The organism is Pseudomonas sp. A-RE-22, assembly GCF_019956035.1.
In the GTDB taxonomy this organism is placed as follows: domain Bacteria; phylum Pseudomonadota; class Gammaproteobacteria; order Pseudomonadales; family Pseudomonadaceae; genus Aquipseudomonas; species Aquipseudomonas brassicacearum.
Genome location: NZ_JAHBCZ010000006.1, coordinates 95341 through 118241, shown reverse-complemented (window position 1 = coordinate 118241; position 22901 = coordinate 95341). Strand labels below are relative to the sequence as shown.

The 22901-nt window shown below is 59.6% G+C and carries 20 protein-coding genes; 17 read left to right on the top strand and 3 right to left on the bottom strand.

Annotated features, from left to right (window positions below; genetic code table 11):
- Window positions 1-157 precede the first annotated feature (157 nt).
- A complete protein-coding gene (gene gltA, locus KGA89_RS04065) occupies window positions 158-1447 on the bottom strand; it encodes a citrate synthase (protein WP_003204440.1) in 1290 nt (429 codons plus the stop codon).
- Window positions 1448-1812: 365 nt separating this feature from the next.
- Between gltA and sdhC the strand changes: the two genes are divergently transcribed.
- From sdhC to KGA89_RS04010, 11 genes are all read left to right on the top strand, one after another.
- Window positions 1813-2187, top strand: a complete 375-nt coding sequence (gene sdhC / locus KGA89_RS04060) for a succinate dehydrogenase, cytochrome b556 subunit (RefSeq protein ID WP_003179220.1) — start codon at window positions 1813-1815, stop codon at window positions 2185-2187.
- On the top strand, window positions 2181-2549 hold the full coding sequence (gene sdhD, locus KGA89_RS04055; RefSeq protein ID WP_003204438.1) for a succinate dehydrogenase, hydrophobic membrane anchor protein: 369 nt from the start codon (window positions 2181-2183) through the stop codon (window positions 2547-2549). The genes sdhC and sdhD overlap by 7 nt, the downstream gene beginning before the upstream one ends.
- Window positions 2550-2552: 3 nt before the next feature.
- Window positions 2553-4325, top strand: coding sequence for a succinate dehydrogenase flavoprotein subunit (gene sdhA, locus KGA89_RS04050; protein WP_003204436.1), 1773 nt, complete (start codon window positions 2553-2555; stop codon window positions 4323-4325).
- Window positions 4326-4336: 11 nt separating this feature from the next.
- Window positions 4337-5041 carry a succinate dehydrogenase iron-sulfur subunit gene (locus KGA89_RS04045; RefSeq protein ID WP_003204434.1) on the top strand — a complete coding sequence of 235 codons (705 nt, stop codon included), beginning with the start codon at window positions 4337-4339 and terminating at the stop codon, window positions 5039-5041.
- A 262-nt stretch (window positions 5042-5303) separates the two neighbouring features.
- Complete coding sequence (locus KGA89_RS04040; RefSeq protein WP_053163104.1) at window positions 5304-8135, top strand: 2-oxoglutarate dehydrogenase E1 component; 2832 nt, start codon at window positions 5304-5306, stop codon at window positions 8133-8135.
- Window positions 8136-8179: 44 nt separating this feature from the next.
- A complete protein-coding gene (odhB, locus tag KGA89_RS04035; protein ID WP_014339583.1) occupies window positions 8180-9400 on the top strand; it encodes a 2-oxoglutarate dehydrogenase complex dihydrolipoyllysine-residue succinyltransferase in 1221 nt (406 codons plus the stop codon).
- A gap of 113 nt (window positions 9401-9513) precedes the next feature.
- Complete coding sequence (lpdA, locus tag KGA89_RS04030) at window positions 9514-10950, top strand: dihydrolipoyl dehydrogenase (RefSeq protein ID WP_003204429.1); 1437 nt, start codon at window positions 9514-9516, stop codon at window positions 10948-10950.
- 196 nt (window positions 10951-11146) lie between these two features.
- A complete protein-coding gene (gene sucC, locus KGA89_RS04025; protein ID WP_003179235.1) occupies window positions 11147-12313 on the top strand; it encodes an ADP-forming succinate--CoA ligase subunit beta in 1167 nt (388 codons plus the stop codon).
- Window positions 12313-13197 carry a succinate--CoA ligase subunit alpha gene (sucD, locus tag KGA89_RS04020; RefSeq protein WP_003179236.1) on the top strand — a complete coding sequence of 295 codons (885 nt, stop codon included), beginning with the start codon at window positions 12313-12315 and terminating at the stop codon, window positions 13195-13197. Before sucC ends, sucD begins: the two co-directional genes overlap by 1 nt.
- Window positions 13198-13623: 426 nt before the next feature.
- Window positions 13624-14937: a branched-chain amino acid transport system II carrier protein gene (gene brnQ, locus KGA89_RS04015; protein WP_223470672.1), complete on the top strand. Its 1314-nt coding sequence runs from the start codon at window positions 13624-13626 to the stop codon at window positions 14935-14937.
- Window positions 14938-15170: 233 nt separating this feature from the next.
- Complete coding sequence (locus tag KGA89_RS04010) at window positions 15171-15908, top strand: DUF599 domain-containing protein (RefSeq protein WP_223470671.1); 738 nt, start codon at window positions 15171-15173, stop codon at window positions 15906-15908.
- A 73-nt stretch (window positions 15909-15981) separates the two neighbouring features.
- Here the strand turns inward: KGA89_RS04010 and KGA89_RS04005 are convergent, their stop codons facing one another.
- Window positions 15982-16230: a hypothetical protein gene (locus KGA89_RS04005; RefSeq protein WP_223470670.1), complete on the bottom strand. Its 249-nt coding sequence runs from the start codon at window positions 16228-16230 to the stop codon at window positions 15982-15984.
- A gap of 157 nt (window positions 16231-16387) precedes the next feature.
- On the opposite strand from KGA89_RS04005, the gene KGA89_RS04000 reads away from it, so the two are divergent.
- From KGA89_RS04000 to KGA89_RS03985, 4 genes are all read left to right on the top strand, one after another.
- Window positions 16388-16864 carry a PaaI family thioesterase gene (locus tag KGA89_RS04000; RefSeq protein ID WP_223470669.1) on the top strand — a complete coding sequence of 159 codons (477 nt, stop codon included), beginning with the start codon at window positions 16388-16390 and terminating at the stop codon, window positions 16862-16864.
- Window positions 16861-17322, top strand: coding sequence for a PaaI family thioesterase (locus KGA89_RS03995; RefSeq protein ID WP_223470668.1), 462 nt, complete (start codon window positions 16861-16863; stop codon window positions 17320-17322). Before KGA89_RS04000 ends, KGA89_RS03995 begins: the two co-directional genes overlap by 4 nt.
- Before the next feature lie 87 nt (window positions 17323-17409).
- Window positions 17410-19314 (top strand): molecular chaperone HtpG, encoded by a 1905-nt coding sequence (gene htpG, locus KGA89_RS03990; RefSeq protein ID WP_003204412.1) that lies wholly within the window; start codon window positions 17410-17412, stop codon window positions 19312-19314.
- A gap of 69 nt (window positions 19315-19383) precedes the next feature.
- Window positions 19384-20112: a dienelactone hydrolase family protein gene (locus KGA89_RS03985; RefSeq protein ID WP_223470667.1), complete on the top strand. Its 729-nt coding sequence runs from the start codon at window positions 19384-19386 to the stop codon at window positions 20110-20112.
- Between the two features lie 141 nt (window positions 20113-20253).
- On the opposite strand, the gene KGA89_RS03980 is transcribed toward KGA89_RS03985, so the two are convergent.
- A complete protein-coding gene (locus KGA89_RS03980; protein ID WP_223470666.1) occupies window positions 20254-21114 on the bottom strand; it encodes a pirin family protein in 861 nt (286 codons plus the stop codon).
- 126 nt (window positions 21115-21240) lie between these two features.
- Between KGA89_RS03980 and KGA89_RS03975 the strand changes: the two genes are divergently transcribed.
- Entirely contained in the window at window positions 21241-22257 is a 1017-nt protein-coding gene (locus KGA89_RS03975; RefSeq protein ID WP_027911517.1) for an amidohydrolase family protein, read from the top strand.
- A 136-nt stretch (window positions 22258-22393) separates the two neighbouring features.
- Window positions 22394-22858: a DUF3859 domain-containing protein gene (locus tag KGA89_RS03970; protein ID WP_027911516.1), complete on the top strand. Its 465-nt coding sequence runs from the start codon at window positions 22394-22396 to the stop codon at window positions 22856-22858.
- Window positions 22859-22901: the final 43 nt, after the last annotated feature.

Here is a 22901-nt window from a genome sequence, read left to right as displayed (position 1 = left end):
CATAGATCCAGTGTGGGAGCGAGCTTGCTCGCGATGCGCCGGGCCTGTCACCGCAGCTTCTGGATCAGACAAAGAGGGCACAAACAAAACAGCCCCTGCTCTTATATAAGAAGCAGGGGCTGTTCGGTGCAGCTTGGGACCTATAGCAAGGCAGGTCTTACTTGCGGTCTTCCAGCTGGGTGATGTCACGCGACTCGTAGCCGGTGTACAGCTGGCGCGGGCGGCCGATCTTGTACGGGCTGGAGAGCATTTCCTTCCAGTGGGAGATCCAGCCGACAGTCCGCGCCAGGGCGAAGATCACGGTGAACATGCTGGTTGGAATGCCGATCGCCTTGAGGATGATCCCCGAGTAGAAGTCGACGTTCGGGTACAGCGAGCGCTCGATGAAGTACGGGTCGGTCAGGGCGATCTCTTCCAGGCGCATGGCCAGTTCGAGTTGCGGATCGTTCTTGATCCCCAGTTCCTTGAGCACTTCGTCGCAGGTCTGCTTCATGACGGTGGCGCGCGGGTCGCGGTTCTTGTAGACCCGGTGACCAAAGCCCATCAGCTTGAACGGATCGTTCTTGTCCTTGGCCTTGGCGATGAACTTGTCGATGTTCGAGACATCGCCGATTTCATCGAGCATGGTCAGTACCGCTTCGTTGGCACCGCCGTGGGCAGGGCCCCAGAGTGCGGCGATACCGGCGGCGATACAGGCGAACGGGTTGGCACCCGAGGAGCCGGCCAGGCGCACGGTGGACGTGGAGGCGTTCTGCTCGTGGTCGGCATGGAGGATGAAGATCCGGTCCATGGCCTTGGCGAGCACCGGGCTGATCGGTTTGATCTCGCACGGGGTGTTGAACATCATATGCAGGAAGTTCTCTGCATAGGTCAGGTCGTTGCGCGGGTACATCATGGGCTGGCCCATGGAGTACTTGTAGACCATGGCTGCCAGGGTCGGCATCTTCGCCACCAGGCGGATCGCGGAGATTTCGCGATGCTGGGGGTTATTGATGTCCAGGGAGTCGTGGTAGAAGGCCGAGAGGGCGCCGACAACGCCGCACATGACGGCCATCGGGTGGGCATCGCGACGGAAGCCGTTGAAGAAGGTCTTCAACTGCTCGTGAACCATGGTGTGGTTCTTCACGGTGCTGACGAACTGGGCCTTTTGCTCTGCGGTTGGCAGCTCGCCGTTGAGCAGCAGGTAGCAGGTTTCCAGGTAGTCCGATTTTTCAGCCAGTTGCTCGATCGGGTAGCCGCGGTGCAGCAGGATGCCGTTGTCGCCGTCGATATAGGTGATTTTCGATTCGCACGAGGCGGTCGACATGAAACCTGGGTCAAAGGTGAAACGGCCCGTGGCCGTCAGGCCCCGTACGTCGATTACATCGGGACCAACGGTGCCGGTTAAAATGGGCAGCTCGACGGGGGCTGCGCCCTCGATGATCAACTGCGCTTTTTTGTCAGCCATGTGGCCTCCTATTAATGCTTGAAATCATCAGACAGACCCCCCACGCAGGGCCCGCACCACTATAGTGAGATAAATTCGAAAGTCAATTTGCCTAAAGTCTTGCTCCAGAAGGCTTTAACCGGACTTTTTCCGCGAAATTACCTGCCGTTTACGCCTTTTGCGTCGTATGTGCAATGCGCTATTAGGGGAAGGTGAACGCGTTGTCATTAGTAGCCTAACTGTCTATACTCGGCCACCGACCGCCAGGGGCTTTTGGGCCTGCTTTCTTGGGGGTCGTCACTCCCTGGGTGGTGAGTACCTGACCAGTGCGCGCCCCAACAACTTTGCCCTGATTGTTAGGGGCTCTTCAGTGTGAAAAAAAAGCCGTGAAAAGCCAACGACCTGTAAACCTAGACCTAAGGACCATCAAACTCCCAGTCACTGCTTACACGTCCATTCTTCACCGTATTTCCGGTGTCATCCTCTTCGTCAGCCTGGCCATCATGCTTTATGCACTGGACAAGTCGCTCGATTCGGAAGAAGGCTTCGGTCAGGTGAAAGCGTGTCTGACCAGTCCGCTAGCCAAGCTAGTGATTTGGGGCATCCTGTCCGCCTTGCTGTATCACTTGGTTGCCGGTGTGCGCCACTTGATCATGGACATGGGCATCGGTGAGACGCTGGAAGGCGGCAAGCTGGGCTCGAAAATCATTATCGCCGTGTCTGCGGTGCTGATCGTTCTGGCAGGAGTCTGGATATGGTAACCAACGTCACGAACCTTTCGCGTTCGGGCCTCTATGACTGGATGGCGCAGCGTGTGTCTGCGGTCGTTCTCGCGGCTTACTTCATCTTCCTGATCGGATATGTCGTAGCAAACCCAGGCCTGGGCTACGCCCAATGGCATGAACTGTTCGCAAACAACTGGATGCGTATCTTCAGTCTGCTGGCACTTGTCGCACTGGGCGCTCACGCCTGGGTCGGCATGTGGACCATCGCGACCGACTACCTGACGCCAATGGCGTTCGGCAAGTCGGCGACTGCCGTACGTTTCCTCTTCCAGGCAGTATGCGGCGTTGCGATGTTCGCTTACTTCGTCTGGGGTGTGCAGATTCTCTGGGGTATCTGATCCATGGCTAACATTCCAACGATTTCTTTCGACGCCATCATCATTGGTGGTGGCGGTGCCGGCATGCGCGCAGCGCTGCAACTGGCACAGGGCGGTCACAAGACTGCCGTGATCACCAAGGTTTTCCCGACCCGTTCGCACACTGTTTCCGCCCAGGGCGGCATCACCTGCGCCATCGCTTCGGCCGACCCGAACGATGACTGGCGTTGGCACATGTACGATACCGTCAAGGGTTCCGACTACATCGGTGACCAGGACGCTATCGAATACATGTGTCAGGAAGGCCCGGCCGCGGTGTTCGAGCTGGACCACATGGGCATGCCATTCTCGCGTACCGAGCAAGGTCGTATCTATCAGCGTCCGTTCGGTGGCCAGTCCAAGGACTACGGCAAGGGCGGCCAGGCTGCACGTACTTGCGCGGCGTCCGACCGTACCGGTCACGCGCTGCTGCACACCCTGTACCAGGGCAACCTGAAAGCCGGTACCACGTTCCTGAACGAGTATTACGCCGTTGACCTAGTGAAAAACCAGGACGGCGCCTTCGTCGGCGTGATCGCGATCTGCATCGAAACCGGCGAAACCACCTACATCCGCGCCAAGGCCACCGTACTGGCGACCGGCGGTGCAGGCCGTATCTACGCATCCACCACCAATGCCCTGATCAACACCGGTGACGGCGTCGGCATGGCCCTGCGTGCTGGCGTGCCGGTACAAGACATCGAAATGTGGCAGTTCCACCCGACCGGCATCGCCGGCGCCGGTGTACTGGTGACCGAAGGTTGCCGTGGTGAAGGTGGTTACCTGATCAACAAGCACGGCGAGCGTTTCATGGAGCGTTATGCTCCGAACGCCAAGGACCTTGCCGGTCGTGACGTGGTTGCCCGTTCGATGGTTAAAGAAATCATCGCTGGCAACGGTTGCGGTCCGAATGGCGACCACGTGATGCTCAAGCTCGACCACCTGGGCGAGGAAGTGCTGCACAGCCGCCTGCCAGGCATCTGCGAACTGTCCAAGACCTTCGCTCACGTCGACCCGGTCGTTGCGCCAGTTCCAGTAGTTCCAACCTGCCACTATATGATGGGTGGCGTTGCCACCAACATTCATGGCCAGGCGATCACCCAGAACGCCGAAGGTGTGGACGCAATCATCCCTGGCCTGTTCGCAGTGGGTGAAGTGGCTTGCGTATCGGTCCACGGTGCCAACCGTCTGGGCGGCAACTCGTTGCTCGACCTGGTGGTCTTCGGTCGCGCTGCCGGCCTGCACCTGGAAAAAGCGCTGTCCGACGGTATCGAATATGACGATGCCACCGACGCCAACATCGAAGCTGCCCTGGCGCGTCTGTCCGCTCTGAACGAGCGTACCGAAGGCGAAGACGTGGCGACCCTGCGTCGTGAGTTGCAAAACTGCATGCAGAACTACTTCGGTGTATTCCGTACCGGCGAATACATGCAGAAGGGTATTGCCCAGCTGGCGCAATTGCGTGAACGAATCGCCAACGTGAAGATCAACGATAAGTCGCAGGCGTTCAACACTGCCCGTATCGAAGCGCTGGAATTGCAGAACCTGCTGGAAGTGGCCGAAGCCACCGCCATCGCCGCAGAAGTGCGTAAAGAGTCCCGTGGCGCCCACGCCCGCGAAGACTTCGAAGACCGTGACGACGAAAACTGGCTGTGCCACACCTTGTACTTCCCGGGTGAAAAACGCGTCGCCAAGCGTGCCGTGAACTTCTCGCCGAAGACTGTTCCGACTTTCGAACCAAAAGTCCGGACTTATTAAGGGTGACCGCTATGTTGCAAGTCAGTGTTTATCGCTACAACCCTGATCAGGACGCTGCGCCGTTCATGCAGGACTTCCAGGTCGATACCGGTGGTAAAGACCTGATGGTGCTGGACGTGCTGGCCCTGATCAAAGAGCAGGACGAGGGTTTCTCCTATCGTCGCTCTTGCCGTGAGGGCGTTTGCGGCTCCGACGGCATGAACATCAACGGCAAGAACGGCCTGGCGTGCATCACGCCGCTGTCTGCCGTGGTCAAGGGCAACAAGCTGATCGTTCGTCCGCTGCCAGGTTTGCCGGTTATCCGTGACCTGGTCGTCGATATGAGCATCTTCTACAAGCAATACGAGAAGGTGAAGCCATTCCTGCAGAACGACACGCCGGCTCCGGCCATCGAGCGTCTGCAGACTCCTGAAGAGCGTGAGAAGCTCGACGGTCTGTACGAGTGCATCCTGTGCGCTTGCTGCTCGACCTCGTGCCCATCGTTCTGGTGGAATCCGGACAAGTTCCTGGGCCCGGCCGCCCTGCTGCAAGCGTACCGCTTCCTGGCAGACAGCCGTGACACCAAGACGTCCGAGCGTCTGGCTTCGCTGGATGACCCGTTCAGCGTATTCCGCTGCCGCGGGATCATGAACTGCGTCAACGTTTGTCCAAAAGGCCTGAACCCGACTAAGGCCATCGGTCACATTCGTAACATGCTGCTGCAAAGCGGCGTTTGATTCAGCTGCTGTACCCGTAGGACCGTTGTACCCGTAAAGGCCAGGGCGCGGGCTTCAACCCGCGTCATGGCTATAACCAGAACAGCCGCTCACAAAGCGGCAGTTCTTATTTTGAAGAAATGAGACAAGCAGGGGCATCCGGGCTGGTACCCGGACTATCAGCGTGATCCTAAGTGGCTTGTTTTAGTCGCTGCACTCGGACTTCTGCAAGTTTGCTCGGTGTTTTCGCCGGTGGTGTTCCCCTAATCGAGGGTGACCAAGCATGCAAGAAAGCGTGATGCAGCGCATGTGGAACAGTGCCCACCTTTCCGGTGGTAACGCTGCCTATGTGGAAGAGCTCTACGAGCTCTACCTGCACGACCCTAACGCTGTGCCAGAAGAATGGCGCACCTACTTTCAGAAGTTGCCGGCTGACGGTAACTCTGCCACTGATGTTTCGCACTCGACGATTCGCGATCATTTCGTGCTGCTGGCAAAGAACCAGCGCCGCGCTCAACCGGTGTCTGCCGGCAGCGTGAGCTCCGAGCACGAGAAGAAGCAAGTTGAAGTATTGCGACTGATCCAGGCCTACCGGATGCGTGGCCACCAGGCAGCCCAGCTTGACCCGCTGGGACTGTGGCAGCGTCCTGCACCTGCAGACCTGTCGATCACTCACTACGGCTTGACCAATGCCGACCTTGATACGACCTTCCGTGCCGGCGACCTGTTCATCGGCAAAGAGGAAGCGAGCCTACGCGAAATTCACGAAGCGTTGCAGCAGACATATTGCCGCACCATCGGCGCTGAATTTACGCATATCACCGATTCCGAGCAGCGCCAGTGGTTCCAGCAGCGTCTGGAAAGCGTTCGTGGCCGTCCGACGTACTCCGCCGACATCAAGAGCCACTTGCTCGAGCGCGTCACCGCCGGTGAAGGCCTGGAGAAATACCTGGGTACCAAATACCCGGGCACCAAGCGTTTCGGCCTGGAAGGCGGCGAGAGCCTGATTCCAATGCTCGATGAGCTGATCCAGCGTTCCGGTTCCTACGGCACCAAGGAAGTTGTCATCGGCATGGCCCACCGTGGCCGCCTGAACGTACTGGTCAACACCTTCGGCAAGAACCCGCGCGAGCTGTTCGACGAGTTCGAAGGCAAGAAGAAGGTCGAACTGGGTTCCGGTGACGTGAAGTACCACCAGGGCTTCTCGTCCAACGTAATGACCACAGGTGGCGAAGTCCACCTGGCCATGGCCTTCAACCCGTCCCACCTGGAAATCGTTTCCCCGGTGGTCGAGGGTTCGGTCCGTGCGCGCCAGGATCGTCGCAACGATCCGACCGGCGAGAAGGTACTGCCGATCTCCATCCACGGTGACGCGGCATTCGCCGGTCAAGGCGTGGTCATGGAAACCTTCCAGATGTCGCAGACCCGCGGTTTCAAGACCGGCGGTACCGTGCACATCGTAATCAACAACCAGGTCGGTTTCACCATCAGCAACCCGGAAGACTCGCGCTCTACCGAGTACGCAACCGACGTTGCGAAAATGATCCAGGCGCCGATTCTCCATGTGAATGGCGATGACCCGGAAGCCGTGCTGTTCGTGACCCAGTTGGCCATCGACTACCGCATGCAGTACAAGCGCGACGTGGTGATCGACCTGGTCTGCTACCGTCGTCGCGGCCACAACGAGGCCGACGAGCCAAGCGGCACCCAGCCCCTGATGTACCAGCAGATAGCCAAACAGCGCACCACCCGTGAGCTGTATGCCGAGCGCCTGACCCAGAGCGGTGTGCTGGATGCAGCGCGCGTCCAGGAAAAAGTCGATGAATATCGCAATGCCCTGGATAACGGCCTGCACGTTGTAAAAAGCCTGGTCAAAGAGCCGAACAAAGAGCTGTTCGTGGACTGGCGTCCTTACCTGGGCCACGCCTGGACCGCGCGTCACGACACCCGTTTCGACCTCAAGACCCTGCAGGAACTGTCCGCCAAGCTGCTGGAAATCCCGGACGGCTTCGTGGTTCAGCGCCAGGTCGCGAAAATCTACGAAGACCGGCAGAAGATGCAAGCCGGCGGCCTGCCGATCAACTGGGGTTATGCCGAAACCATGGCGTACGCGACCCTGGCGTTCGAAGGTCACCCGGTGCGCATCACCGGCCAGGACGTAGGCCGCGGCACTTTCTCGCACCGCCACGCGGCGCTGCACAACCAGAAAGACGCCAGCACCTACATCCCGCTGCAACACCTGTACAAAGGCCAGCCACGTTTCGACCTGTACGATTCGCTGCTGTCCGAAGAAGCCGTCCTGGCGTTCGAATATGGCTACTCCACCACCGAGCCGAATGCGCTGGTGATCTGGGAAGCCCAGTTCGGCGACTTCGCCAACGGTGCCCAGGTGGTTGTCGACCAGTTCATCACCAGTGGCGAACACAAGTGGGGCCGTCTCTGCGGTCTGACCATGCTGTTGCCGCACGGTTATGAAGGGCAGGGGCCGGAGCACTCTTCGGCACGTCTGGAGCGTTACCTGCAACTGTGTGCCGAGCACAACGTCCAGGTCTGCGTACCGACCACGCCGGCACAGATCTACCACCTGCTGCGTCGTCAGGTCATCCGTCCGCTGCGCAAGCCGCTGATCGTGCTGACACCCAAGTCGCTGCTGCGTCACAAACTGGCGATCTCCACGCTCGAGGATCTGGCCGAAGGCTCGTTCCAGACCGTTATTTCGGAAATCGACACCCTGGACGCGGCGAAGGTCACTCGCCTGGTCCTGTGCAGCGGCAAGGTCTACTACGACCTGCTGGAAAAACGTCGTGCCGAAGGCCGCGAAGACATCGCCATCGTGCGTATCGAGCAGCTTTACCCGTTCCCGGAAGAAGACCTGATGGAGGCCATCGCGCCTTACACCAACCTCACCCATGTGGTGTGGTGTCAGGAAGAACCGATGAACCAAGGCGCTTGGTACAGCAGCCAGCATCACCTGCGTCGCAGCATCGGCAACCATAACAAGGCCCTGGTCTTGGAGTATGCCGGCCGTGATGCTTCCGCTGCACCTGCGTGTGGTTATGCGTCGATGCACGCCGAGCAGCAGGAAAAACTGCTGCAAGATGCCTTCACTGTTTAACGCCTTCGCGCTGACTGAAACCGAATTTTAAGGACCCACAGATAATGGCTATCGAAATCAAAGCCCCGTCATTCCCGGAATCGGTTGCCGATGGCACCGTTGCCACCTGGCACAAGAAACCAGGCGAGGCCGTCAAGCGTGACGACCTGATCGTCGACATCGAGACCGACAAGGTCGTGCTGGAGGTATTGGCCGAAGCTGACGGCGTGCTGGGCGCAATCATTGCCGAGGAGGGCGCTACCGTTCTGTCGAACCAGGTCCTGGGCTCGATCGAAGAGGGCGGCGCTGCTGCTGCCGCTCCAGCCGCTGCTGCACCGGCTGCCGCCCAGGCCGCCGCGCCAGCCGCTGGTGGCGAAGACGATCCAGTCGCTGCCCCTGCTGCGCGCAAGCTGGCTGAAGAGAACGGCATCAACATCGCTTCCGTTGCCGGCACCGGCAAGGGTGGTCGCGTGACCAAGGAAGACGTGGTTGCAGCCGTTGCCGCCAAGAAAGCCGCTCCAGCCGCCGCGCCAGCCAAGCCTGCCGCACCTGCCGCTGCCGCTCCGGTGTTCGCTGCCGGTGACCGCGTTGAAAAACGCGTTCCGATGACCCGCGTTCGCGCTACCGTGGCCAAGCGTCTGGTAGAAGCCCAGTCGAACATGGCGATGCTGACCACCTTCAACGAAGTCGACATGACCGAAGTCATGGCCCTGCGTTCGAAGTACAAGGATCTGTTCGAGAAGTCCCACAATGGCGTACGCCTGGGCTTCATGTCGTTCTTCGTCAAGGCTGCCACCGAAGCGCTGAAACGCTTCCCGGCCGTCAACGCGTCGATCGACGGTTCCGACATCGTCTACCACGGCTACGCCGACATCGGTGTCGCTGTTTCCAGCGACCGTGGCCTGGTGGTTCCGGTACTGCGTAACGCCGAACTGATGAGCCTGGCCGAAATCGAAGGCGGCATCGCCACCTTCGGCAAGAAGGCCCGTGACGGCAAACTGTCCATCGAAGAGATGACCGGCGGTACGTTCACCATCACCAACGGTGGTACATTCGGTTCGATGATGTCGACCCCGATCGTCAACCCGCCGCAAGCGGCTATCCTGGGCATGCACAACATTCTGCAGCGTCCTATGGCGATCAATGGTCAAGTCGTGATTCGTCCGATGATGTACCTGGCACTGTCCTACGATCACCGCCTGATCGACGGTAAAGAAGCCGTGACGTTCCTGGTAACCATCAAGAACCTGCTTGAAGATCCGGCTCGTCTGCTGCTGGATATCTGATTTTCGCCGCGAGGGCCGGTCTGTTTTGACCGGCCTCTTGCTGAAACAACCGGTTTCGTCCCTCGACGGTCATCACAAGTGACCGTCCGGTTTGATTCGAAAAGGAATGACTCATGACTCAGAAATTCGACGTGGTAGTGATTGGTGCGGGCCCTGGCGGCTACGTAGCGGCCATCAAGGCTGCGCAACTGGGCCTTACCACTGCCTGCATCGAGAAATACACCGACAAGGAGGGCAAGCTGGCCCTCGGCGGTACTTGCCTGAACGTCGGCTGCATTCCTTCCAAGGCGCTGCTGGACAGCTCCTGGAAGTTCCACGAAGCCCAAGACGGCTTCGCGATCCACGGCATCAGCACGGGCGACGTGAAGATGGACGTGCCGGCGATGGTCGGTCGCAAGGCCAACATCGTCAAGAACCTGACCAGCGGTGTTGCCACCCTGTTCAAGGCCAACGGCGTGACTTCGATCCAGGGCCACGGCAAGCTGCTGATGGGCAAGAAAGTCGAAGTGACCAAGCCAGACGGCTCGGTTGAAGTGATCGAAGCCGAGAACGTCATCCTGGCGCCAGGCTCGCGTCCGATCGACATTCCACCGGCTCCGGTCGACCAGAACGTGATCGTCGATTCCACCGGTGCCCTGGAATTCCAGACCGTGCCAAAACGCCTGGGCGTGATCGGCGCTGGCGTGATCGGCCTCGAGCTGGGTTCGGTATGGTCGCGCCTGGGTGCGCAAGTGACCGTACTGGAAGCCCTCGATACCTTCCTGATGGCCGCTGACGCAGCGGTTTCCAAGGAAGCGCTGAAAACCCTGACCAAACAGGGCCTGGACATCAAGCTGGGCGCTCGCGTGACCGGTTCGAAGGTCAACGGCGAAGAAGTCGTGGTGACCTACACCGACACCAACGGCGAACAGACCATCACCTTCGACAAGCTGATCGTCGCGGTCGGCCGTCGTCCTGTGACCACTGACCTGCTGGCTGCCGATAGCGGCGTGGAAATCGACGAGCGCGGCTTCATTGCCGTTGACGACCAGTGCGCAACCGCGGTACCGGGCGTCTTCGCCATCGGTGACGTGGTTCGCGGCATGATGCTGGCACACAAGGCATCCGAAGAAGGCATCATGGTTGTCGAGCGCATCAAGGGCCACAAAGCCCAGATGAACTACGACCTGATCCCTTCGGTTATCTACACCCACCCGGAAATCGCATGGGTTGGCAAGACCGAGCAGGCCTTGAAAGCCGAAGGCGTTGAAGTTAACGTCGGCACCTTCCCGTTCGCAGCCAGTGGCCGTGCCATGGCAGCCAACGATACCGGTGGTTTCGTGAAAGTCATCGCCGATGCCAAGACGGATCGCGTATTGGGCGTTCACGTCATTGGCCCAAGCGCTGCCGAGCTGGTACAGCAAGGCGCGATCGGCATGGAATTCGGCACCAGCGCTGAAGATCTGGGCATGATGGTCTTCTCCCATCCGACCCTGTCCGAAGCCTTGCACGAAGCGGCCCTGGCCGTAAATGGCGGCGCCATCCACGTGGCCAACCGCAAGAAGCGTTAATAGACAATAAGAAACCACGGCGGTTTGGCCCGTCGTGAGCCTTGCGAGCAAGACTCACCGCGGAATATCCGCTGGACGCAGCCTTGCGTAGCCGAACCGGTTAACCGGAACGCTACGCAAGCAGCAGTCACAGGTGGTGCGGCACCAGAACGGTGCAGCACCGAATGCGCAGTACCTAACGAAGACGGTAATAAGCATGAATCTTCACGAGTATCAGGGTAAGCAGCTGTTCGCTGAGTACGGCCTGCCAGTATCCACCGGTTACGCGGTAGACACCCCGGAAGCGGCAGCAGAAGCTTGCGACAAAATCGGCGGCAGCGAATGGGTTGTCAAAGCCCAGGTTCACGCCGGTGGTCGCGGTAAAGCGGGCGGCGTCAAGCTGGTTCGCAGCAAAGAAGACGCCAAAGCCTTCGCACAGCAGTGGCTGGGCAAGCGTCTGGTGACTTACCAGACTGACGCCAACGGTCAGCCAGTCACCAAGATCCTGGTTGAATCGTGCACTGATATCGCTAAAGAGCTGTACCTGGGCGCTGTCGTTGACCGTTCGAGCCGCCGCATCGTGTTCATGGCTTCCACCGAAGGTGGCGTGGACATCGAGAAAATCGCTCACGATACCCCTGAGAAAATCCTCAAGGCCACCATCGATCCACTGGTTGGCGCACAGCCATTCCAGGGTCGCGAGCTGGCATTCCAGCTGGGCCTGGAAGGCAAGCAGGTCACTCAATTCGCCAAGATCTTCGTAGGTCTGGCCAAGCTGTTCCAGGACCACGACCTGGCACTGCTGGAAGTGAACCCGCTGGTGATCAAGGCCGACGGCGACCTGCACTGCCTCGATGCCAAGATCAACATCGATGCCAACGCCATGTACCGTCAGCCTAAGCTGAAGACTTTCCACGATCCGTCGCAAGACGATCCGCGCGAAGCGCACGCTGCCAAGTTCGAACTGAACTACGTAGCCCTGGAAGGTAACATCGGCTGCATGGTCAACGGTGCCGGCCTGGCCATGGGTACCATGGACATCGTCAACCTGCATGGCGGCAAGCCAGCCAACTTCCTCGACGTGGGCGGTGGTGCTACCAAGGAACGCGTAACCGAAGCGTTCAAGATCATCCTGTCCGACACCAACGTCGCTGCAGTACTGGTCAACATCTTCGGCGGCATCGTTCGCTGCGACATGATTGCCGAAGGCATCATCGGCGCCGTGAAAGAAGTTGGCGTGAAAATCCCGGTTGTTGTTCGCCTTGAAGGCAACAACGCTGAGCTGGGCGCTAAAGTACTGGCAGAAAGCGGTTTGAACATCATCGCTGCTACCAGCCTGACCGACGCTGCTCAACAAGTTGTCAAAGCTGCGGAGGGCAAATAATGAGCGTCCTGATCAATAAAGACACCAAGGTTATCTGCCAGGGTATTACCGGTTCGCAAGGTAGTTTCCACACCCAGCAAGCCATCGAATACGGCACCAAGATGGTTGGCGGCGTAACACCGGGCAAGGGCGGCACCGAGCACCTGGGCCTGCCAGTGTTCAACACCGTGAAAGACGCTGTAGCTGCCACTGGCGCCACCGCCAGCGTGATCTACGTTCCAGCTCCTTTCTGCAAGGACTCCATCCTTGAAGCAGCGTTCGGCGGCATCAAGCTGATCGTCTGCATCACCGAAGGCATCCCGACCATCGACATGCTGGAAGCCAAGGTCAAGTGCGACGAGCTGGGTATCACCCTGATCGGCCCTAACTGCCCAGGCGTGATCACTCCAGGCGAATGCAAGATCGGCATCATGCCAGGTCACATTCACTTGCCAGGCAAGGTCGGTATCGTTTCCCGTTCCGGCACCCTGACCTACGAAGCTGTGAAGCAGACCACTGACGCCGGTTTCGGTCAGTCGACTTGCGTCGGCATCGGCGGTGACCCGATCCCAGGCTCGAACTTCATCGACATCCTGAAGCTGTTCCAGGAAGACCCGAAGACCGAAGCTATCGTCATGATCGGTGAGATCGGCGGTTCGGCTGAAGAAGAAGCGGCTGCCTACATCAAGGCCAACGTGACCAAGCCGGTTGTTTCCTACATCGCTGGTGTGACTGCTCCTCCGGGCAAGCGCATGGGCCATGCTGGCGCAATCATCTCTGGCGGCAAAGGCACTGCAGACGAGAAATTCGCTGCACTGCAAGACGCAGGCGTGAAAACCGTGCGTTCGCTGGCAGACATCGGCAAGGCCCTGGCCGAGCTGACTGGCTGGGAAATGAAGAAGTAAGCTTCGGCTGACCTTTTCGTTCCAGCAACAAAGGCCACCTTCGGGTGGCCTTTGTCGTTTCTGGCTTCATGGCGCCAGTTAGGGCCTTATCGCGAGCAAGCTCGCTCCCACAGGGGAAGGGGGCTGTCTCGAATATTACAGTCAACACAAAACAACTGTGGGAGCGAGCTTGCTCGCGATGACGGAATGACAGTCGCCAACCATTTACATGCAAAAACGCGACACGCGAACGTCGCGCATCGGATAGTTCGCCCCTTAACAGTGCGTTCTCTCGCTAAATTCGTTAGGCTAGCAGCCATTTTTGCGACCGCTGCCCACAAGGAAGCGCCGCGCTAAACGGGTCGGTCCCATACGGATCGGCAGCATTTCCCTCACCCATAAGGGAAATCCCTCTCTAAATTCCGATTCAGTAGTGTGGTTTCCTTAATGAAAGTGTTGAAAGGCCAGGACATCCTGGCGCTTGGTTTCATGACATTTGCCCTGTTCGTCGGGGCCGGCAACATCATCTTCCCGCCTATCGTCGGTTTGCAGTCCGGACCTCATGTCTGGATGGCGGCGCTGGGCTTCTTGATCACGGCGGTCGGGCTGCCGGTCATCACGGTCGTTGCACTGGCCAAGGTGGGCGGTGCGATGGATGCCTTGAGCAGCCCCATCGGCAAGCTCGCCGGTGGTGTACTGGCGGCAGTGTGCTACCTGGCCGTCGGTCCATTGTTCGCCACGCCGCGTACCGCCACCGTTTCGTTCGAAGTCGGCCTGGCGCCGTTGACCGGTGAAAGCCCGCTGGCGCTGTTTCTCTATAGCGCAGTGTATTTCCTGCTGGTGTTTTTCATTTCGCTCTATCCGGGCCGTCTGCTGGACACCGTCGGGCGCTTCCTCGCGCCACTGAAGATCATCGCCCTGGCCGTGCTCGGCATCGCGGCGTTTGCCTTGCCCGCGGGGGATATCGGCGTGGCGACCCCCGAGTACATCGCGGCACCGTTCTCCCAAGGGTTCATCAATGGCTACCTGACCATGGATACCCTGGGCGCCTTGGTGTTCGGCATTGTCATCGTCAACGCGATCCGTTCCCGGGGCGTCGAGTCACCGGCCTTGATCACCCGCTATGCGATCATCGCCGGGCTGATCGCCGGGGTGGGCCTGGCGCTGGTCTACGTCAGCCTGTTCCGCCTGGGTTCGGGCAGCCATGAAGTGGCCGTGGGCGCAACCAACGGCGCCGCTGTGCTGCATGCCTACGTGCAACACACCTTCGGTAGCCTGGGCAGCGGTTTCCTTGCAGTGTTGATCTCCCTGGCGTGCCTGGTGACCGCGGTCGGCCTGACCTGCGCCTGCGCCGAGTACTTCAGCCGCGTCCTGCCGCTTTCCTACAAGACCTTGGTCGTGATCCTGGCGGCTTTTTCGCTGCTGGTGTCCAACCTGGGCCTGACCAAGCTGATCGCGTTCTCGATTCCGGTCCTCACCGCGATCTATCCGCCGTGCATCGCCCTGGTGGCCCTGAGCTTCTGCAAGGACTTCTGGCACGAGCAGGGGCGTATCGTTGGCCCGGTGATGCTGGTGTCGTTCCTGTTTGGCCTGATCGATGCGCTCAAGGGCGCCGGCCTGGCGGACTGGATGCCGGCGCAACTGGCTCACCTGCCGCTGAGCGAGCAAGGCCTGGCCTGGCTGGTGCCTTCGGTGATGACCCTGGTGGTCGCGGTGGTGTGCGATCGCCTGCTGGGCAAGCGCAGCGAAGCGTTGGCTTAAGCGACAACAGGCAGATCCATCGGCAAGAACTGAAATGCCCCGTATCAATCGATACGGGGCATTTTTTTTGAGTGCAGTGTCTTTTTCCGTGGACTGTGGGAGCGAGCCTGCTCGCGATAGCGTTGGAACTGCCGACATCGAAGTGAAAGTTATACCGCTATCGCGAGCAGGCTCGCTCCCACAGGGTTCGCTGATACTATTGCCACAGATTTTGTTTCGTCACAGGAAATCGAATGTCATTCATCCAAGCCAACCTGATCCATCTGCTTGCCGCCGCCTGGTTCATCATCTGCTGGGCGGGCTACACCCGTTATGCCTCTTGGAGGGCGCGCGACACGGCGTGCCTGGCCAGCGTGATGCACCTGTACCGCGAAGACTGGATGCGCCGCATGTTGCTGCGTGAGAACCGTATCGCCGATGCCAGCGTGATCGGCAACCTGGAGCGCAATGCATCCTTCTTCGCCTCCAGCACGCTGATCATCCTGGCCGGTATCCTGACGGTACTCGGGGCATCTGATCGGGCGGTGTCGTTGCTTGCGGACATACCGATGGTGCAGCAGGCTTCCCAGGGCATGGCGGAGGTCAAGTTGCTGTGCCTGGCACTGGTGTTCGTATATGCGTTCTTCACGTTCAGCTGGTGCATGCGCCAATACAACTTTGCGGCAGTGCTGATTGGCTCGGCGCCGATGATCGGCGAGCGCCATGTGTCGGAGCAGGAGCGCAAGGCCTTTGCGCTGAGGGCGGCGCGAGTGATCTCCATGGCCGCCAACCAGTTCAACTTCGGCCTGCGTGCCTATTATTTCGGCATGACCATGTTGGCGTGGTTCGTCAGTCCCTGGTTATTCATGTTGATGAGTGCTGGTGTGGTGTTCGTGCTGTATCAGCGCGAGTTTCACTCCGATGTGCTGGACGTGATGGTCTATACCCCCACCGAAGCGCCAGTGTCCGAGGTGGGCAAGGAAGCGGCCTGACAGGCGTTGCCGCCAAATCGCAGGCAAAAGAAAACCCGCACCAGGCGGGTTTTCTCTTGCTGCTAAAACCGTATCAGTTGGTTTTAGGCGCGGTAGCAGGTGCTTCCTGCGCGGCGGCGTCTTTCGATTCAGACTGAGCTTTGGCGGCTTCGGCGTTTTCTTTCGCCGCCTCGTTCACTTTATCCTGTGCTTTGTTCATGTCTTGCTGAGCTTGCTCAGCGTGTTGGTTGGCATCTTGAGCTTTGTCCTCGGATTTTTTATCGCAGGCAGCGAGGCCGAGGGAAGCGGCCAACATCAAGGCAATAGCAAAAGTCTTACGCATGGGGTGTTTCTCCTTATGGAAATAACTACTGGCCTTTTGAACGCCACCCCTTGAATTAAGTTCCTGTTGTGTAACAGATATATAACTTTGCACTGCGATGGAACTTTGTGGATTGCGCCTGTTGTCAGGTCTCGTCACTCACTGGAGCGTTGATCGAATGGCCGAAGACCCCGTTTTTGAGCGTGCGACACGTTTTCTATCCGCACTCAGGCATTGCCAGGTGCTGGGCTTGAAGTTGCACAGTGCCAGTCGTGACGGGCTGACGGTCATCTTGCCGTTCAGCCCGAAAATCGTCGGCAATCCGCTGACGGGCATCATCCACGGCGGGGCCTTGACCTCATTGATGGACACCGCGTGCGGCATGTCGACCTTATGTGTGCTGCCGCAATTCGAAGTCTGTCCCACCCTCGATCTGCGCATCGACTACATGCACGCCGCCGAGCCCCATAAGGATGTCTACGGCTTCGCGCAATGCTACCGAGTCACCCCGGACGTGATCTTCACCCGGGGTTTCGCCTACCAGGACGATCCCGAACAACCCATCGCCCACGTGGTGGGTACCTTCATGCGCCTGGGCCAGCATGCCAGGGGAATAGGGAAGGGCGGCCCGATGACCGCTGTGGGCCAGCCATGACCGATATCACTCAGGAACAACTGTGCCGCGCCTGCGAGCAGGGCGACTACGCGCTGCTGCTCGCTTCGATCCCCTATGCCCAACTCATCGGCGTCGAATGCACGCGCCAGGGCGACGACTTGTTGTTTCGCCTGCCGGCCAACAAAGACAACATTGGTAACCCTTTACTGCCGGCCATCCATGGTGGGGTCATCGCCGGTTTCATGGAACTGGCCGCTGCCGTGCATCTGTTGATCGCCACCGGCACGCCAGGCATACCGAAAATCATCGATTTTTCCCTGGATTACCTGCGCACCGGGCAGTTTCGCGACACCTATGCCAAATGCCAGGTCTGGCGCCAGGGCCGGCGGGTCGCCAACGTCGCGATCACCGCCTGGCAAGACGTCGAGGCCGAACCCATCGCCACTGCCCGGGCGCATTTCAAGATCCAGGAGCCGTCAAAACCGGATCGCCCTTGAAATCATCAGCGTTGCCCCCACCTTGAGGACATCCCGCCGCCAATCTCAGCGAGGCGGACACCACCATCCACTTGGAGTTTGATGACCATGAGCGTGGAAACTCAAAAGGAAACCCTGGGCTTCCAGACCGAGGTGAAGCAACTGCTGCACCTGATGATTCACTCGCTGTATTCCAATAAGGAAATTTTCCTTCGCGAGTTGATTTCGAACGCCTCTGACGCTGTCGACAAATTACGTTTCGAAGCCCTTTCCAAGCCTGAATTGCTGGAAGGCGGCGCTGAGCTGAAAATCCGTGTGAGCTTCGACAAGGACGCGAAAACCGTCACCCTCGAAGACAACGGCATCGGCATGAGCCGCGAAGAGGTGATCACGCACCTGGGCACTATCGCCAAGTCTGGCACTGCCGATTTCATGAAGAACCTGTCCGGCGACCAGAAGAAAGATTCCCACCTGATCGGCCAGTTTGGCGTCGGTTTCTATTCCGCGTTCATCGTTGCCGACCAGGTCGAAGTGTTCAGTCGCCGTGCCGGCCTCGCTGCGAGCGAAGGCGTGCACTGGTCGTCCAAGGGCGAGGGCGAGTTTGAAGTCGCCACCATCGACAAGGCTGATCGCGGTACCCGCATCGTGCTGCACCTCAAGTCCGGTGAAGACGAGTTCGCCGATGGCTGGCGCTTGCGCAACATCATCAAGAAGTACTCCGACCACATCGCGCTGCCGATCGAGCTGCCGAAGGAAGTCACCGCTGCCGAAGGCGAAGAAAAGCCTGAAGTGGAATGGGAAACCGTCAACCGCGCCAGTGCCTTGTGGACCCGTCCGCGCACCGAGGTGAAAGACGAGGAATACCAGGAGTTCTACAAGCACATCGCCCACGACTTCGAGAACCCGCTGAGCTGGAGCCATAACAAGGTCGAAGGCAAGCTGGAGTACAACTCGCTGCTGTACGTGCCGGCCCGTGCACCGTTCGACCTGTACCAGCGCGAAGCGCCACGCGGCCTGAAGCTGTACGTGCAGCGCGTGTTCGTGATGGACCAGGCCGAATCGTTCCTGCCGCTGTACCTGCGCTTCATCAAGGGTGTGGTGGACTCCAACGATTTGTCGCTGAACGTTTCGCGGGAAATCCTGCAGAAAGATCCGATCATCGATTCCATGAAGTCGGCACTGACCAAGCGCGTGCTGGACATGCTGGAAAAACTGGCGAAGAACGAGCCCGAGCAGTACAAGAGCTTCTGGAAAAACTTCGGCCAGGTGATGAAAGAAGGTCCGGCCGAGGACTTCGCCAACAAAGAGAAGATCGCCGGCCTGCTGCGCTTTGCGTCGACCCAAGGTGATGATGGCGAGCAGATCGTTGGCCTGGCCGATTACCTGGCTCGCGCCAAGGAAGGTCAGGACAAGATCTACTACCTGACCGGTGAAACTTATGCACAGGTCAAGAACAGCCCGCACCTGGAAGTCTTCCGCAAGAAAGGCATCGAAGTGCTGCTGCTGACCGACCGCATCGACGAGTGGCTGATGAGCTACCTCAACGAGTTCGACGGCAAGAGCTTTGTCGACGTGGCCCGTGGTGACCTGGACCTCGGCAACCTGGATTCGGAAGAAGACAAGAAAGCCGCCGAAGAAGTCGCCAAGAGCAAGGAAGGCCTGGTCGAGCGGATCAAGACGGCCCTGGGCGATGCTGTCAGCGAAGTGCGTGTCTCGCACCGCCTGACCGATTCCCCGGCGATCCTGGCCATCGGTGAGCAGGACCTGGGCCTGCAAATGCGCCAGATCCTCGAAGCCAGCGGCCAGAAAGTCCCGGACTCCAAGCCGATCTTCGAATTCAACCCGGCGCACCCGCTGGTGGAAAAACTCGACAACGAGCAGAGCGAAGAGCGTTTCGGCGATCTGTCGCACATCCTGTTCGACCAAGCGGCCCTGGCGGCTGGCGACAGCCTGAAGGACCCGGCGGCGTATGTGCGTCGCCTGAACAAGCTGCTGGTTGAACTGTCAGCTTAAACAAGTGCAGGAAAAACCCGCTTCGGCGGGTTTTTTCATTTCTGGTGTTCAGTCAAAAAGGAGTCCGACATGAGTCAGGTTACGGTTCGTTCGCTGGTCTATCAGATCGAAGGTCAAACCTATGAAGGCCGCCTGGCCTTCGACGTCAGCCAACAGGGCTCGCGCCCGGGGTTGCTGATGGCGCCGAATTGGATGGGCGTAGGGGCGGGGGCCGAGGACATCGCCAGATCGGTGGCGGCCAACGGTTATGTGGTGTTGATCGCCGACCTCTACGGGCAGACGGTCCGCCCGAGCAATGCTGATGAGGCGGGGGCGGCGATGATGCCCCTCAAGAACGACCGGGCGTTGTTGCGCAAGCGCATGCAGGCGGCGCTCGAGCAACTGCAGAGCCAGGGCGAAGCGCAGGTCGACGCTTCCAGGCTGGCCACGTTCGGCTTTTGCTTCGGGGGTTGCTGCGCCCTGGAACTGGCCCGCAGCGGCGCACCGCTGAAGGCGGCGATTTCCTTCCACGGCACCCTGGATACACCGACCCCGGCCGATGCGCAGAACATCAAGGGCGCGGTGTTGGTCATGCATGGCGCCTCGGACCCGCTGGTGCCGAAAGAGCAGCTACCGGCCTTCGAAGATGAAATGAACGCCGCCGGGGTGGATTGGCAACTGCTGAGCTACGGCGGTGCAGTGCATTCGTTCACCGACCCGCAGGCCAATGTGCCGGGCAAGATGATGTACGACGCCAAGGTCGCCGGGCGGGCGTTCCGGTCGATGCATAACTTGTTGGATGAAGTGTTCAGGGGCTGAGATTGGGGCGTTTGATACAAAACCATCGCGAGCAAGCTCGCTCCCACATTTGACCGGGGGGGGCGCAGCACTTGCGAACGACACCGATCCAGTGTGGGAGCGAGCTTGCTCGCGATGACTGCCTGACAGGCAACCTTGAATCTAGGGCAACTCGATCCGCTCACTTTCCCCCGGCACCGTCGGCCAGTCCCCAGCCGCCCAGCGCCGGCGGGCTTCATCGATCCGGGCCGGGTCGCTGGAAACGAAGTTCCAGTTGATCCGTCGCGGCCCGTCCAGGGGCGCACCGCCGAATAGCACGGCGTGGCAGTCACTGTCGGCAAACAGCGTCATTTCTTCCCCTGTCGGCAAGATCACCAGGGAAAGGGCTTCTACCGGCTCGCCATCCAATAAGGCCTCGCCGCTCAGCACATACAGGGCTCGCTCTGCATGCTCGTTGGGAATCAACAAGGTCGTCGCGGTCTGCAGGTTCAATTCGGCATACAGCGTCGGCGACAGCACTGGCACTGGCGATTCCAGGCAAAAGCCTGACCCGGCGATCATCCGGATGCTGACCCCCAGGTTCTCGCTGACCGGCAGGCTCTGTGCCGGGTGATGGCTGTAGTGCCCGGGGCCTTGTTCATGGACCTTGGGCGAGGCCAGCCAGACTTGCAATCCGTGCATGACGAACGTGCTGCCCAGCAATGACTCGGGGGTGCGCTCGACGTGGGCGATGGCGCTGCCGGCGGTCATCCAACTGACATCCCCGGCGTCCACCACCTGGTCGGAACCCAGGCTGTCCTTGTGCTGGAGTTTTCCTTCGAACAGGTAGGTGAGGGTGGACAGGCCGATATGCGGATGCTGGCGGATATTCATGCCTCTCCCGGCCGGGTAGGTGGTTTGCAGCATGTGATCGAAGAACACGAAAGGCCCGACGCTGCGGCATTTGGCGGACGGCAGCGGGCGAAGAATCGGCTGGCCTTCGACATCTTCGGCGCGGGGGCGAACGGTCAGGGGAGTGCTCATGTTGTCTTCCAGGTTGAACAACGGTTGCACGAAGCATAACCCGTCGCCGGCAGACGCGGCAGATACCCCTTGAACCCCGGCGGGACGGTTGGGGTCTACGCTGTTCAAGGCTTCTGGAGACTGCCCGTGCCCCTGACCCGTTTGATCTGCGCCTGGCTACTGGTCGTTTCCAGCAACGGCGCCGTGGCTCGCGAGTATGCCTACAGCGATGCACACCTGCATTACGTCGATTTCTTCCAGGAAACCGCCGGCATGCCCAAGTTGCTCCAGGCGATGGCGGACAATCGCATTGAGCATGTGATGATTTCCGGTGTGCCGGTGGCCAAGAAATGGCATGAGGACGAGCCCAAGCGTCCGCGCTATTACGCCGGTGACGATGCGGATGCCTACTGGTACAGCGCCACCGACGTGATTGTCGCCGCGGCGGTGAGCAAGCTGACCGATGAGCAGCGCCGGCACTTTCATCCATTCCTGTCGGGCTTCAATCCCAACGACAAGAACTCCGCCGCCCATATCCAGCGCATGCTCGATCTCTACCCGGGTTTGTGGCAAGGCATCGGCGAGGTCTTCACCCGCCATGACGATCTGACGGCGCTGACCTCGGGCGACACCCCACGGGCCAACAACGAAGCCATGACGCGGATCTATCACCTGGCGGCCGAGAACGACCTGCCGGTGATGCTGCATTCCAACATCACTTCCAAGCGTGAGAAAAATCCGCTGTACCTGGCAGAAATCGAGGAGCCGTTGCGCAATCATCCGCACACGCGCTTCATCTGGGCCCATGCCGGTACCAGCATGGAAATCCATCGCCACCAGACCCGCTTGGATTTTCTGTTGCCGACCCTGATCCGCATGCTCGAGGCCTATCCCAATCTGTACATAGACCTGTCCTGGAGCGTGCTCACGCCGTACTTGCTGGACGAGGCGGGCAAACCCCGGGATGAGTGGGTAACGCTGGTGGAGCGCTTTCCCGAGCGCTTCATGGTGGGCTCGGATGTCGTCGGGCGGTTCAACAAGTTGGGCAAGGAGCTGCGCAGCTTCGGTCCGTTTCTCGATGCCTTGCCCGAAGACGTGGCGCGGAAGGTGGCGCGGGATAACTTTCTGGCGGTGTTGTGTGGGAGCAAGGCTTGCCCGCGATGAAGACGACGCCGGTTCTCGGGGAAACGAGGTGCCTGCATCGCGAGCAAGCTTTGCTCCCACAGAGCAACATCGCTTTGTCATCAGCCTGTCACTCCCGCGTCATACCCTCGCGCTCATCTCAATCAAGGAGCGCACTATGCATCTCACCCGTTCAAGCGCACTGGTCGCGCTGTTGTTGACCTGCGGCCTGGCACAGGCCGAAGTCCGTGTCGAAGGCCCGGTGGAGTACGGTGTTTTCGAAGGGCCGCAAGCCGAGCTGCAATCGGGAGAGCGGGTCCTGCGGCGCGGCAACGAGCAGATCCGCCAGACCGAGAGCGTGCCGGCGAAGCTGGGTACCAAGTTCGGCATGCGCTACCAGTTGGCCGGCAAGGTCGCGGATGACCAGCCGTTGACCCTGTTGTACTTCACCCCCGGCATCCGCACCCCCGATGGCGTGCGCCACGACAAGTTCGAGGTCATCCAGAAACTGGTGCCCGGCGCGCCCCAGGATGTCATGGCCTATGAATTCACCGAAAGCCACGAAGTGGTGCCGGGGGAGTGGCGGTTCATGGTGTTCCAGGGTGATCGGCTGCTGACGCAGCAGCGGTTTGTCGTGCGCTGATTGAGGGAACACGTGGGAGCGAGTTCGCTCCCACAATGAACTC